This window comes from Methanobrevibacter sp. (assembly GCA_022775905.1).
Classification (GTDB): domain Archaea; phylum Methanobacteriota; class Methanobacteria; order Methanobacteriales; family Methanobacteriaceae; genus Methanocatella.
The window spans coordinates 170,654-184,982 of record JALFJX010000009.1 but is presented as its reverse complement, the minus strand read 5'-3'; the positions used below and the strand labels follow the sequence as shown (position 1 = coordinate 184,982).

At 33.4% G+C, this 14,329-nt stretch carries 14 protein-coding genes; 10 read left to right on the top strand and 4 right to left on the bottom strand.

The features are described 5' to 3' along the window. Nucleotides 1-92: 92 nt before the first annotated feature. Genes pheA through MR875_03000 form a run of 5 tightly spaced genes read left to right on the top strand, consistent with a single transcriptional unit; the run spans nt 93 to nt 3,428 of the window. Complete coding sequence (pheA, locus tag MR875_03020; GenBank protein ID MCI6993823.1) at nt 93-842, top strand: prephenate dehydratase; 750 nt, start codon at nt 93-95, stop codon at nt 840-842. A 56-nt stretch (nt 843-898) separates the two neighbouring features. Beyond that, the gene (locus tag MR875_03015) at nt 899-1,648 is read left to right on the top strand and encodes an endoglucanase (GenBank protein ID MCI6993822.1); all 750 of its coding nucleotides are present in this window, start codon (nt 899-901) and stop codon (nt 1,646-1,648) included. A gap of 27 nt (nt 1,649-1,675) precedes the next feature. Beyond that, complete coding sequence (locus MR875_03010) at nt 1,676-2,224, top strand: hypothetical protein (protein ID MCI6993821.1); 549 nt, start codon at nt 1,676-1,678, stop codon at nt 2,222-2,224. Nucleotides 2,225-2,254: 30 nt separating this feature from the next. Further along, complete coding sequence (locus MR875_03005; protein ID MCI6993820.1) at nt 2,255-2,767, top strand: phosphopantothenoylcysteine synthase; 513 nt, start codon at nt 2,255-2,257, stop codon at nt 2,765-2,767. A gap of 4 nt (nt 2,768-2,771) precedes the next feature. Then, a complete protein-coding gene (locus MR875_03000) occupies nt 2,772-3,428 on the top strand; it encodes a phosphopantothenoylcysteine decarboxylase (GenBank protein MCI6993819.1) in 657 nt (218 codons plus the stop codon). Nucleotides 3,429-4,066: 638 nt separating this feature from the next. Here MR875_03000 and MR875_02995 read toward each other — a convergent pair. Together MR875_02995 and MR875_02990 are read right to left on the bottom strand one after the other, a co-directional pair. Then, nucleotides 4,067-4,708: a fibrillarin-like rRNA/tRNA 2'-O-methyltransferase gene (locus MR875_02995; protein ID MCI6993818.1), complete on the bottom strand. Its 642-nt coding sequence runs from the start codon at nt 4,706-4,708 to the stop codon at nt 4,067-4,069. A 3-nt stretch (nt 4,709-4,711) separates the two neighbouring features. Next, a complete protein-coding gene (locus tag MR875_02990) occupies nt 4,712-5,863 on the bottom strand; it encodes an ATP-binding protein (protein ID MCI6993817.1) in 1,152 nt (383 codons plus the stop codon). A gap of 102 nt (nt 5,864-5,965) precedes the next feature. On the opposite strand from MR875_02990, the gene MR875_02985 reads away from it, so the two are divergent. The 5 genes from MR875_02985 to MR875_02965 are packed head-to-tail and all read left to right on the top strand — an operon-like array spanning nt 5,966 to nt 11,068. Continuing rightward, nucleotides 5,966-6,505 (top strand): glycosyl transferase, encoded by a 540-nt coding sequence (locus MR875_02985; protein ID MCI6993816.1) that lies wholly within the window; start codon nt 5,966-5,968, stop codon nt 6,503-6,505. 24 nt (nt 6,506-6,529) lie between these two features. Then, nucleotides 6,530-7,441, top strand: a complete 912-nt coding sequence (locus MR875_02980; GenBank protein MCI6993815.1) for a dihydroorotate dehydrogenase — start codon at nt 6,530-6,532, stop codon at nt 7,439-7,441. Between the two features lie 2 nt (nt 7,442-7,443). Next, nucleotides 7,444-8,244: a dihydroorotate dehydrogenase electron transfer subunit gene (locus MR875_02975; GenBank protein ID MCI6993814.1), complete on the top strand. Its 801-nt coding sequence runs from the start codon at nt 7,444-7,446 to the stop codon at nt 8,242-8,244. A gap of 9 nt (nt 8,245-8,253) precedes the next feature. Then, complete coding sequence (locus tag MR875_02970) at nt 8,254-9,276, top strand: AI-2E family transporter (GenBank protein MCI6993813.1); 1,023 nt, start codon at nt 8,254-8,256, stop codon at nt 9,274-9,276. 1 nt (nt 9,277) lies between these two features. Next, on the top strand, nt 9,278-11,068 hold the full coding sequence (locus tag MR875_02965; GenBank protein ID MCI6993812.1) for a DNA-directed DNA polymerase: 1,791 nt from the start codon (nt 9,278-9,280) through the stop codon (nt 11,066-11,068). A gap of 16 nt (nt 11,069-11,084) precedes the next feature. Here the strand turns inward: MR875_02965 and MR875_02960 are convergent, their stop codons facing one another. Together MR875_02960 and comC are read right to left on the bottom strand one after the other, a co-directional pair. Continuing rightward, a complete protein-coding gene (locus tag MR875_02960; GenBank protein ID MCI6993811.1) occupies nt 11,085-13,067 on the bottom strand; it encodes a hypothetical protein in 1,983 nt (660 codons plus the stop codon). A gap of 227 nt (nt 13,068-13,294) precedes the next feature. Beyond that, nucleotides 13,295-14,323, bottom strand: coding sequence for an L-sulfolactate dehydrogenase (gene comC / locus MR875_02955; protein ID MCI6993810.1), 1,029 nt, complete (start codon nt 14,321-14,323; stop codon nt 13,295-13,297). Between the last annotated feature and the right edge of the window lie 6 nt (nt 14,324-14,329).

The following is a 14,329-nucleotide window of genomic DNA, read 5'->3' as shown; positions in this document are numbered from 1 at the left end:
TTTATTTTTTTTAATTTTATTTTGGGGGTAATAATATACAGGTAATTTCATTCTTAGGGCCTAAAGGGACTTTCACCCACGAAGCAGCTAATATGATTGGAGATAATTTGATTCCATATTGTACTATTCCTGCTGTTTTGGAAAGTGTTGAAAATGGTGAGTCATTATATGGTGTTGTTCCAATTGAAAACTCTATTGAAGGGCCTGTAGGAATTACATTAGATTCTCTAGCACATAAATTCGACTTAAAAATATCCGATGAGATAATCATCCCGATTAATCAAAACTTGATGGTAAATCCAGGAACCAAAATGGAAGACATTGAAGATGTCTATTCTCATTCCCAGGCAATATCTCAATGTCGTGAATTCATTGTTCAAAACAATATTCAGCCTCATTATGCAGTAAGCACTGCTAATGCTGCAAAAAACATTGTTGGTGATAAAACCAAAGCAGCTATTGGAAACTCAAAGGCTGCTGAATTGTATGGTTTGGAAATAATCAGACCAAATATTCAGGATACAGACAATAATGAAACAAGGTTTGTTGTTGTATCAAAAGATGATCATGAGCCAACTGGAACAGATAAGACTTCAATCATCTTTTCTATCTATGAAGATAAACCTGGTGGTTTGTATAATGTATTGGGGATTTTCCAAAAAAACAATGTTAACTTAACTAAAATCGAGTCTAGGCCTTCTAAAAAAGGTTTGGGAAAATATGTATTCTTCGTTGATTTCAAAGGACATAGAAATGATGAACTTATTGAAAGAATCATTTCAGAAATAGAAGATAAAACTTATTTTTTAAAAGTTCTAGGTTCTTATCCTGAATTTAGGTAAACTATAAATTATTGTTTTAATATAAATTTTATTATAATAATTCAGGGAGGGTAGGAATGCCAAATGATAGAGATAAACTTCTAATGATTATGGATAGTTTAGAAGTTGATTACCGTTCTGGAAGAATTTCTCCAGAGAAATATAGTTATTTTCGTTCCAAATATGAGGACAAGTTAAATTCTATTGATGCAATGGAAGCAACTAAAAGAATTAGGTCCATGCAAGGTAAGTCAACTCCTAAAACCACTCAAAAGAAAAGAAGTAAAAAACCTACCAAAAATCAAAAGGAAAAAGAACAGGATTTAGTTCAAAAATATATTATAAACCCTAAAAAGGGTGATGCCAAATATAACAAAAAAGAAAAGAAATCAATGAGTAGTGGAACATTTAAACTATTATTATTGTTAGTATTAGTCATTGGATTCACTGTTGGTGTCGGTTATGGTGTATTTAATTTGGATTTCAATAATTTTTCCGATACATCTTCAGTAGCTATTGTTGATGATACTGCATTCCCTGATGTTACTGAAAATATTGTTCAAAATACTACAAAAACTACTTCTTCATATAATCGTAGTTACACTAGCAATTATTCATCCACAAGTTCTGATATTGAGACTACTACAGATTCTTCAGATGATTCTGGTTATTCAGGCAGTGGAGGATATTCAGATAGTGGTAGTGGATCTGGCTCAGGTTCTTCAGGAAGTGGTAGTGGATCAGGCTCTGGTTCAGGTTCCAGTTCATCTGGTGGAGGATCAAGTTCTGGCGGTGGCAGTTCTGAATCTGGAGGAAGTGATGAATAGCAATATTGCTGTTTCAAAGGTGATTTCATGAAAGATGATGTTTTAAAAAAAAGTATTATAATTATTTCATTTGTAGTATTACTTGTTTGTGCATTCTCATGTGTCAGTGCTCAGGACAATAATGCTGACCTTACTATGTTGTCATTATCCAAAGGAGGTCTTTCAATCAATTATCCTTCAAACTGGGGTTATTCTGATTCAAGTTCCAATTATTCAATAATGGCAATATCCAAATTGGACTCAATCGATTCATCAGGCATAGGTCAAGTAAATATTAACTTTGAGAAAAAGGCTGTTGATGGTGACCTTGATTCCTACTTGAATAAAACTTATACATCAATGCAAAGGGATTCCTCATTTAATTTGACTTCTGCCGGTGATGTAATGGTTGACGGTATTCAGGCACATGAATACATGTATTATTCCAGTCACAATGATACAATGAAAGGTCATAAGGCTGTTTGGTTTGAAAAAGGTGGACAGGCATATGTGATGTTATACAGTGCACCTGTAAATGAGTTTGAAGACAATTTATATGTATTTGATTTTATCTTATCCGATATTCAAATTACATAATTACTTTTTTTATTTTTTGGAGGATTTTAAATGATTATTTTATGTGTTACTGGTAGTATAGCGGCTACCGAAGCTATTAAATTAGCTCGTGAATTTAGACGTCAGGATGTTGAGGTAAAATGTTTTATGAGTGATGCTGCATGTGAACTTATACATCCAAATTCAATGGAATTTGCAACAGGTCAGGAAGTTGTAACAAAATTGACAGGTCAAATCGAGCATGTCAAATATTCTCAGGAAGATTTGATATTGGTTGCACCTGCAACTGCAAACATTATATCTAAATTTGCATACAAAATAGCTGATGATCCAATTTCCACTCTATTAATTACTGCATATGGTCATGACACTCCAATCATATTTGTTCCATCAATGCATGATTCAATGTTCAAGGCAATTAGAGAAAATATTGAAAAAATCAAACAGGAAGGATCAGCTACTTTTATCAAGCCTCGTATGGATGAAGGAAAAGCTAAATTCCCATCAAAAGAGGATATTGTGCTTGAATCTTTAAGAACTATCACTTTAAACAAGAAGGATTGATCTTATTAAAGGAAAAAGAGTTTTAATTAGTCTTGGTGGAACCTATGAACCTATAGATTCCGTAAGGGGAATTACAAACAAGTCATCTGGGAAGATGGGTTTGGCACTTGCAAAAGAAGCATACATTAGAGGTGCGGACTTGACTTTGGTTGTAGCTAAAGTCAGTGTTGATATTCCTTCTGTTTTCAATGTTGTCCGTGTGGAGACAGGTAATGAAATGAACGAGGCTATATTGAATCTGATTCCTGATTTTGATATTTTCATATCAACTGCAGCTGTTTCTGATTTTGAATTCAAAAAGAAAGATGATAAAAAGATTGACTCAAGCAATTCTTTATCATTGAATCTTAAACCTGCAACAAAAATCATCCGTCAGGTCAAAAAGGTAAATCCTGATATCTTTCTTGTAGGGTTTAAAGCGGAATTCAATATTACAAAAGATGAGATAATCTGTTGTGCTAGAAAACAGATAGAAAAGGCAGGTACGGACATTGTTATTGCAAATGACATATCAAAGAACGAATGTCAATTCGGATCTGACAATAATGAGGTTCTGATAGTTGATGATGATGTAATGTCTGTTCCACTTGCATCAAAAAGGGAGATTGCAAAAGTCATTTGTGATGTAATTTCTAAAAAAACATCTTCACATGTAGATTAGTGCATTCCTTAGATGAATTTTATATCATCACTATTATTATTCTTATTTTTTTAAGTAATTATTTTACTAAATTTTATTTTAACTATTATTTTAATCAATCATTATTTTAATTTAAGCAATACTTTTTTTCTTCCAGTTTTTTGTTGTACAATAGTTTTCATGAAATTTTCAAACTTTAATTTGTATGGGTAATTTCATTAGTATCATTTCCAGGTAATCTTATTTTCTCATCTGAAAATTATATCCTCTTAAAAATTAGTTTTGTTGTTGGCTTTTCAATGAATTAATTTTTTAATTTTGCTGGTAAATTTTTATGCAAAATTAGCACTTGGGAGTAATACTTTTTTTAATTAAAATGAGTAAAATTGTCTTTGAAAAAAAGTCTTCTAAAAAATAGTATTTTTATAAAATAAGTTCATGCCTTTAGGTTTTCGTTAAATGGAGTGATTAATAGAGTGAATCAACCTAAAGGGCGCTTCAATGAACTTTTATTTTATTTGCATTAGCATATATAATTTTTAGGTTTCTAGTATAAAAAGGTATCTAAGTAATACTTTTTTGGGGTTTTTGTAGTAATTTTTTATGTTTCTTACAGCTATTTTTTTGTCGATTTGGTGGTGAAAATTAGTCGATTTTTTTTAAAAATTTTTCTCCACCAATAATGCAATATGGTCTTTCTCGTATGGTTCCAGTTTTACTTTTTCAATAATCTTAAAACCTTTTTCTTTCAATTTCTTTTCTTGTTCCTTGAAAATCTTTTTAGGTTTTTGTACTACATCGATACTTCTAGCTTTAATAGTTATAAGTCCCTGTGCGTCATCTTTTGCAAACATGTTAATATTTCTCATAAACAGTTCACTTTGTGTTGGCTGAGCAACATCACAGTACACTAAGTCGACCTTTTCAACAATGTTTAGATATCCTTTTGGTTTGGTTGCATCTCCTAAAATCGGAGCAATATTAAACCTTTGACGTGAAAGTTGGACTAATTTTTTAGCTGTTGTCGGTGAAAATTCAACCGCATAAACTCTTCCATTAATTACAATATCTGAAATGTGGGAAACTGTTGTTCCAGTTGATGCACCAAGGTACAATACTTTTGAAGTGTCCTCGAGCTTTAAATTTTCTAATCCATTTAAGAGGGCTGCTGATAGTTTTGAACGTCTAGGATTCCACATCCTGTATTCGACATCTTCCTGAACTAGTTCTTCTCCATAAACTGATACTCCAGGATTTAGATTCTTGGTTGCTACATTTCCATCTTTAAAATAAACATTCATGCTCTATCTCCTTTTTTTCCTTTTTTTACCTTTTTTCTTACTCTTTTTAGATTTTGAGCGTTCTTCATTCCTTCTTTTAGTTGTTTTTGTTGGAAATGGATTATTTTTCTCTATTTCTTCAACTCTTGCTGTGAATTCATCTGCAACATTTTCATCAAAAGTCTTGGTAAATACGTCTCTTCTAACGGCCAGGGAAATCATTCCTGCAAGCATTCTTGCAATCTTACCGCGATTCCACCATTTTGCACCCCTTACTTGTGGGTGTTGGTAGATCAATCCGTATTTAGGCGCCCTGTCTCCGCTTTTCAAATGTCTGAACAATGCCTTTTCAGCACCCATTATCTGAACTGTACTTGAAGGATAGACTGCAAGCCTTTTGATGCCTCCTGCATGTGAAATCAATTTTGCACCAAGAGATGATCCAACCAAAAGCTTCAAGTTAGGTGCAATAGCTTCCATTTTTGCATCAACATAATCTTCCATGTTTTTTCTGGATTTCTGGAGTTCATAAATAGAATTAGCATAATTATTCATGATTTCTAAATCCATAGGATTGATGTCTTCTTCGAGATCAATAATATCACTTGGAAATGCGTCAGGTTTTGCTTCAATAATCTTTTCTTTGGTCTTGTTTTGTGATATTAATTTGATGTATGTCTCATTGTTATGTATAACGTCCATTTCTGGGAAGTAAAGAGCATACCATTCACGAATTCTTTCAATCAATTTAGAAATACTTTCATCAATTTCGTCAATAGAGTTAATAGCTTGGATTAAATGTTTGTCTTCAGAAGCTGAATCCTTCTTGATTCTTGAAATTGCAAGACTTCTGTAAATTGAAGTTATCTCTTCTGAATCAAGGCCAAATTTTTCATAATTTTCCCTTAGGTAGTCCCCACCTTGATTCGGTGACTTTACGGTTATCTTTTCATTGCCATAGTCAGAGCGTCTCTTGTTTGATTCTATGATAATTTCATCATAGTCCTTTGAGACTTCTTCAATTATTTCTAATTCTTCTTTAACAATTTTTTTATCATCAATTTCAGCTAATCTGTTAACTATTTCATCTTCTGGAAATAATTTTTCGGATATTAACTTATTTTCACTATTAAAAGCTAAAAACCCTTTAACTGAGTAAGTTATATAACATTCCATGAAATTAAATATTTTTTTTATTTTTAATAAGTATTTTCATGTTATACGAAGATTTAATTTATTTAAAAACTATAAGATTAGTATATTATTGGATTTGAGATTATGTCAGACAAGAGTTATAAAGATTTGAAATATGAATTAGAACTTAAGAATGCTGAAATCGATGAACTCAACATTGAGCTTGAAGGCAAAAAGGAAGAAATAAACAAGTTGAAGCTTTATGCAACCAAATTGAAGTATGAAAAGAAGAATCTGGAAGATAAACTTGACACCAAGATAGATTATGACAAGGCCACAATGGGTGAGCTTGATGACCTTTCAGAAAAAATCAGGGAAAAGGAATCCATCATCGAGGACAAGCAGGATCAGGTAAGATATCTCAGGTCATTGATTGACGACTATAAGACTCAGGTGAGCAACAACACTGAAAACCTTGAAATCCAGCTTAGAAAAATAACCAAAACATATGAGGACCTATTGAAACAGAAAGATTCAATCATTGAAAAGCAGGATGAACAAATTGCAAATCTACTCAAATCCAAAGAAGAAATAATTAAATCCAATAAAACCAATATAATTAGTTTAAAATTGCAGAATGACAAATATCAGGAAATAATTGATAAGTTAACAAAAACTAATTAAATAGTTAATTACAAAGTTAATATCATGTTAAATACTAATATTTGTGGAGTTGAATTTAGAAATCCTTTGATGTTGGCTGCAGGAATCATGGGAAGTAATGCTTCATCAATGAATTGGATTTTAAAATCAGGTGCTGGTGGAGTCGTTTCAAAATCATTTTCCTTAAACCCTCATCCAGGATATGTTAATCCAACAACTGTTGCAGTTGATGGAGGTATAATTAACGCAATCGGGCTTTCAAACCCTGGTGTTGCTAATTTCAAGGAAGAGTTAAAAAGGATTGAAAGGGACAATAATGTTGTCATTGCTTCAATCTACGGAGCAACCCCTGATGAGTTTTCCTCATTGGTTGAGGAGGTTCAGGAATTTGTTGATATGATTGAACTGAACATTTCATGTCCTCATGCAATGGACGGTTATGGTGCTTCAATCGGTCAGGACTGCAATTTAAGCCATACTATAGTGTCTGCAGTTGCAGATGCTTCTGATGTACCAATCATCGCTAAATTGACACCTAATGTAACTGACATCACTGAAATTGCAAAAACCTGTGAAGATGCAGGTGCAGACTGCTTGTCATTGATCAATACATTAGGTCCTGGTATGAAAATCAACATTGATGTTGCACGTCCTGTATTGTCCAATAAGTTTGGTGGAATGAGTGGTCGTCCAATCAAGCCGATTGCTATAAGCAATGTATATTCTGTTTATGAATCAGTTGACATCCCATTGATTGGTGTCGGCGGAATCTACACTTGGGAAGATGTTGTTGAATTTATTTATGCAGGTGCAAGAGCAGTTCAAATCGGTACTGCAATAATGGATGAAGGAGTTGAAGTATTCGGCCATATCAACGAAGGACTTGAAAAGTTCATGGAAGAAAAAGGATTCTCATCCATTGATGAAATGGTTGGACTTGCACACAGGGAGTTGTAATTATGATTAATGAACCTAAAATTGTTGAAATAACTGAAATTATCGATGAAACTCCTACAATCAAGACTTTCAAATTCGGTTGGGACATGGAAACACTAGGAAAACCAAACCCTGGTGAATTTGTAATGGTCTGGAACTTCAAAAACGAAAAGCCAATGTCAATTGCACAAATCAATGACAATGAATTGGCAATTACCGTTAAGAATATCGGTGAATTCACTTCTCAATTGCATGATTTAAAAATCGGAGATCAAATTGGAGTTAGGGGAAGCTACGGTAACGGATTTGACAATTCATTTGAAGGAAAGAAAATCCTTGCAATCGGTGGTGGAGTTGGAATGGCTCCAATCAATGCAATAGCTTCAGATTTAATCAAAAAAGGAAATGAAGTTGATGTGGTTGCAGCAGCAGTCACAAAAGACGAATTGCTCTATGCAGATTCACTTGAAGAATTAGGTGCTACAGTTCATCACTGTACCGATGATGGAAGTTTTGGATTTAAAGGATTCGCAACAGATTGTACTAGTGGTTTACTTGAATATGCAACTTATGATTATGCATTTGTTTGCGGACCTGAGATAATGATGAAAGGAATATTCGATATTCTTGAAGCAGCTGAAATACCTGCTCAATATTCTCTTGAAAGATACATGAAATGCGCTCTTGGAGTGTGCGGTCAATGTTGTGTTGACAGTGAAGGATGGAGAATATGCGTAGAAGGTCCTGTTTTTGAAAATTACAAAATAAATAAAATCACTGAATTTGGAAAATACAGAAGAGACGCATCTGGTGTCAAATATTAAGGCGATAACATGGGAATTGATATTAAAGAGCATTTTACATTTCCGGTTCTTTTAATCGGTGTTTTATTGATAGTTTCATTAATATTCATATTTCCAGTCTTGAAGATGATTGTCTTGGGAGCTATCCTGGCTTATCTTGTTAGGCCAGTAGCTTTTAAGATCCAATCAAAATTAAAATACTCATCTATTTCTATACTTCTTGCAATGGTGGTTGTTCTGATACCATTGATTGCACTTGTAGGATATATCTCATATGAACTCACTTCAGTGGCATCAACACTGCTTGCATCTGGATCTTCAACTGATATCAATTCATCAATTTCACAATTAGTATCATATTTACAAATCAATGTAGATTCAAATGCAATATCACAGGAGATAACCTCATCATTTGAAACAATTGCTGGTTATGTCGTGAACTACGGCGTGAGTTTCCTGTCCAAATTCGCAAATCTTACTTTGGATTTGTTTGTATTGGTCTGTTCAGTCTTCTACTTCGTTAGGGATGGGGATAAATGTATGAACTTCATCAGAAGTTTTGTTCCTGAAGATTCACTTGAATTTTTCGATAAGACCGTAATGGATGTAAAGGATGTACTTAGAAGCATATTCTACGGACACTTCCTGACTGCAGTAATAATCGGAATATTTGGCTGTATCGGTTATTCACTTTTAGGATATCCATTCGGAATATTCCTTGGTGTACTGACAGGTATCTTACAGTTGATTCCGATATTCGGCCCATGGCCAATCTACTGGGCACTGTTCTTCATTGATGTATTCAGTGGAAACTATCCAAGAGCAGTAATTGTGCTTCTGTTCGGATTTTTCCTAAGTACTGTCGATATGTATATCAGACCTGCCCTTTCAAGCCATTATGCAGATATCCATCCGTTGATTTTGCTTGTGGGATTCCTTTCAGGTCCTTTGGTATATGGGATAGTCGGTTTTATCGTCGGACCTTTGATTTTAGGAATAACCTATACAGTTTTAGACAGCTATAGAAAAGAATACCTTATGGGAGATGAATAGCATGCAGAGAAATGTTGTTATTTTAGATATTGATTACGTTACCTATGAAGACAGACCTGTCATCAGATTATTTTCAAAAGACGGGGATAAGAACATCATATTGCTTGATGATACATTTGAACCTTATTTATATGTTGTATCTGATGATTTGGATGAGTGCATAGGTGAAATTCAGGATAATTTGGATGTTGTTCGCATTGAAAAGGTAACAAAAAAGGATTTCCAGATTGAAAAGGAATTTTTAAAGGTTACATTCAAGCATCCTCAGGAACTTGCAAAAAACAGGGATGCACTAAGGGACTTGGACAGCGTAATACAGATAAGAGAATTCGATATTCCGTTCTATAGGAGATATCTGATGGACCGTGATGTCATTCCGATGACAGAAGTGGTTGCCGTTGGAGAAAAAGTGGATTCATTTTTGGATTTGGACTCATCAAAACTTGATGTTGAGATAATCAAGCTTACAGAGGAGTTGACACGTGTTCCGGAATATCCTCAAAAGTTCCGTATATTGAGTTTTGATTTGGAAGTCAGAAATCCTCACGGAATGCCAAACTCAGAAGAGGATGAGATAATCATGATTGGAGTTTCAAGCAACTTCGGAATCAATCAGGTCATCTCAACAAAAACAAACTCCGAGGATAGGAATGACTTTGTAAATCAAGTCGGAACTGAAAAGGAAATGATTGAAGAGTTCGTTAAAATCATAAAGGAAAACAATATTGACATTCTTGTCGGATACAACTCAGACAACTTCGATTTCCCATACCTCAAGGACAGGGCAAAGATATTGGGTGTTGATTTGGACATTGGAATGGACGGATCAGACATCAAGTTCATAAGAAGAGGATATGCCAATGCGGGGTCATTTAAAGGATTGATTCACGTTGACCTGTACCTTGTCATGAGAAGATACATGTCTCTTGAAAGGTACACTCTTGAGAGAGTATACTATGAACTCTTTGGTGAAGAGAAGATTGATGTTCCGGGAGATAGAATCTGGGAATTCTGGGACAATGGAGGAGAAGAACTGGATAATCTGTTTGACTATTCACTTGATGACGTAGTCTCAACATTGAAAATTGCAGAACAGACATTGCCTCTCAATCTGGAGCTTACCCGTATCATCGGTCAGCCTCTTTTTGATGTTTCACGTATGGCAACAGGCCAGCAGGCAGAATGGTTTTTGGTAAAGCAGGCTTACTTTGATAATGAGGTTGTTCCAAACAAACAGGGAGCAAACTTTGCAAACAGGGCTGCAGCTGAAGACAATGAAGGTGGATATGTAAGGGAACCTGAAAAGGGACTGCATGAAAATCTTGTTCAATTCGATTTTAGAAGCCTGTATCCTAGTATCATCATCTCAAAAAACATCTCTCCTGATGTAATGTATTTAGGGGATGTTGAAAATGAAGATGAATATAACATTGCACCTGAACACGGTCTTAAATTCAAAAAGGAACCTAGAGGTTTCATTCCTTCAGTTATTGATAAGATCCTTCAGGAACGTTTCAGAATAAAACGTGAAATGAAAGCATCAACAGATGATACTGAAAGAAAAGCATTGGATGTACAGCAGCAAGCTATCAAAAGACTTGCAAACACCATGTATGGTATCTACGGTTTTCCAAGATTCAGATGGTATTCATTTGAATGTGCAAAAGCCATTACTTCTTGGGGAAGACAATATATTAAATCATCCATAAAAAAAGCAGAAGAATATGGATTTTATGCAATATATGCTGATACCGATGGTTTTTATGCTAAATATAAAAAAGAAAAAAAGTAAGAGAAAATTAATTCTCTTATTTAGTTATTTTTATGCTTGATGCAGCTGCTTTTGCAACACAGTATTTGTTTGCAGATGTAACTACAACTTTATGTGTTCCGGTAGTCAAGGATTTCACATTAAGCTGTGCAATTCCTTTTGAATTGGTTTTTACAGTGTAAGTTTTGTATTTTTTACCTGTATAAACTTTGATTTTTACTTTAACTCCACTAATTACTTTTTTGATTTTGTAATTTTTCACAGTAACTTTAAAGTAAGTAGTTTTACCTTTTTTAGCAGTTAATTTAACTGGATATAATTTGGTTGGAGCTTTTTTAACTACAATTTGGGATGTAACTTTGCTTACACTGAAATCTTTGGAATCTGCTCCTCTAACTTCAACTTTGTAAGTCCCTGGTTTTAAACTGTCTAATGCTAATTTTATTTTACCATCAACACCAGTTTGACCATTGTAGTTGTAGTAACTGTATTTAGTGACGTAAACTCTAATGTTAAGTTTTGCAGCATAAATTGGTGCATTGCTTTTCTTAGTGTTCATTAATTTTATGGTAAAGTATTTGCCACTGTTGTAGTAAGCAGTTACTTTTGGTGCACTGATTTTTGCACTAGCTTTTTTGACCGTAATTGTCTTGGTAACTGAATTTGCACTATATCTACTGTCTGCACTAGTTATGACAATTTTATGACTTCCAACTGTTAATGGAGCTTTGATGTTAACGTTTCCATATTTGTTGGTTTGGAAAATATAATTATTGTATTTTGAACCAGTATATATTTGGACAAGAACATAAACATCAGATATTGATTTACCACTTTTGTCAGTAACTTTAAAATTTAATGTATATCCTGTGTTGTAGTAGATAGTTGATGCAGATGTAATTTTTATTACTGTTGGTATTGTTGTTACAGTCAAATTAGTTTTAACAATTGTTGACTTTACATTATTTTTGGTTGATAACTCCACTAAATGTTTACCGACAGTTAAATATTTTGCAGATATTTTTCCATCTTTATATTCGATTTCATATAATTGTATGGTTTTAAAAGTTACAATCCCATTTTTGTCAGCAGTTCCAGTAAATCCTGACCTAATATTTTCACCTAAAGTTATGGATAATGTTAAACCAGTTAAATTTTCAGTATTATTATCACAATCCACTAATTTAAATGTAAATGCACCATTATTATATTCACTTTTAGTATTAATCTCTTCAATTTTAACATTATAAATTCTATTCAAGGTAACATTTGCCGATTTAACGCTTTCATTAGCATTATAAACAAGAGTTATTGTTGATGTGGTAATGTTATTTGCTAATTCATAATTGAATATTAGTGTATTGTTCACAATTCTAAAATCAGTTATACTGATGTTTTTGGTAACATTTCCATCTTTATATGTTAAAGTAACATTGAAATCTTCTTTGTTAATCACTTTTGGATCAATACCATTTGTAACATTGATTGGTACTTCAACGGTTCTTGTACTGTTTACATTAACAGAACTTGGTGCTTGAATTGTATAATTTCCAAAAATGGTCAAAACAATATTTTTTGAAGAATTGGTATAGTTACCGTTTCCTAAATAGCTAACGAGTAAATTATGTTTACCAAGAATTAATGTATCTTTGATAATGATTTTTGAATTATTATAATCAAATTTGATTGTTTTTGTTCCTTCTTTAACTGTTAGGTTGTTAGCTGTAATTCCTGTGATTTCTTTGGATTCGTTATCATTAACAGTCAAATCAATTGTCTTGTTTGATGTTTCATCTATTGAAATTTCGTCATCTGAAACAACTGTTGTATTTATTTTCTGTGGTGTTGTGGGTGTTGACGGGTCTACAACTGGGTTGTCATCCATAACAACACTGGATCCGTCATCTGATAGTTCCACTGTATCGTTAGCAGAAACATCACTAGCACAAGCAGATCCTATGATTACTAATTGGAATAATGCCATTGCTATTAATAAGACATAAGAGTTTTTAAGTTTCAACTTTAATTCCTCCTTTTTGAAAAAAATCATATTAGTTAAAATAGAGTTTATGATTTTCAGTAATTTCTATATTACTTTTATAAACAATTATATTTTTGTACAAGTTAATATATAATCATTTTTATTTTATTGTTTATAAATTAAAATTTACTTTAACTTGTATCAAGCGAAGTATAAAAATTTATCATCGTAAATTTTATAAAAAAAAGAAATTTTGAAGAGTATAATTATTCTTCGAGGTAAGAATCTAAGTCGATACTTAAATCGTCACAGATTCCTTTTAATTGTTTGTATAATTTTTCGTCAATGTTAATACCATTAACTTCAGCTTCTTTAACCCTTTTAACTTCCAAGTCACCAGGTACAGGAACGTTGTCACCAGTAGCTCTTACTTGTGCAATGAAATCTTCGGTGTTTGCTTTGAATTCATCAAAGTCACCAAATTTGGAAGGGTCAATTACTACGTATAAATCTCCTTTAGTACAGTTTTTCTCAGGTGAGGCAGTACCGGTTACTCCATGTCCATATCCTGCTTGTACTAATGGTCCAGTTAATACTTCGATTAATAAGGATAATGCGTATCCTTTGAATCCACCGAATGGTAAGATTGATCCTTTTAATGCTTCTTCTGGGTTGTTGGTTGGTTTTCCATCAGCATCTAATGCCCATCCGTCAGGTAAATCTAAACCTTTTCTTTTGGATTCGATGATTTTTCCACGTGCAGTAACTGATGTTGCCATATCTACAGTAAGGTAACTGTCTGATGGAATTCCTAATGCAATAGGGTTGGTTCCGATTAATGGTTCTTTTCCACCGATTGGAGCAATTGCAGGGTCAGTATTTGCAATTACAAGTCCAATACAGTTTTCTCTTAATGCTAAGTCGGAATAAAATCCAGTAACTCCAAAGTGGTTGGTATTGTGAACACCAACACATGCAATACCCATTTCTTTTGCTTTTTTGATTGCAATTTGCATAGCTTTGTAGGATACTGCTTGTCCAAATCCGCTGTTACCGTTAATTAATGCCACTGCAGGAGTTTCTTTTTCAATAGTAATGTTTTCTTTTAAGTTGATTGCTCCTGCTTCAATACCTATGATGTATTGTGGAAATCTACCGAGCCCGTGTGATGTAAATCCTTTTAAATCTGCGTCTACTGTAGCTTCAGCCACTAATTCCTGATCTTCTTCGCTAGCCCCTAACTCCTTTAATATTTCTTTTACAAGAGCTATTTCGTTATCTATCATTATTTTCATCATATC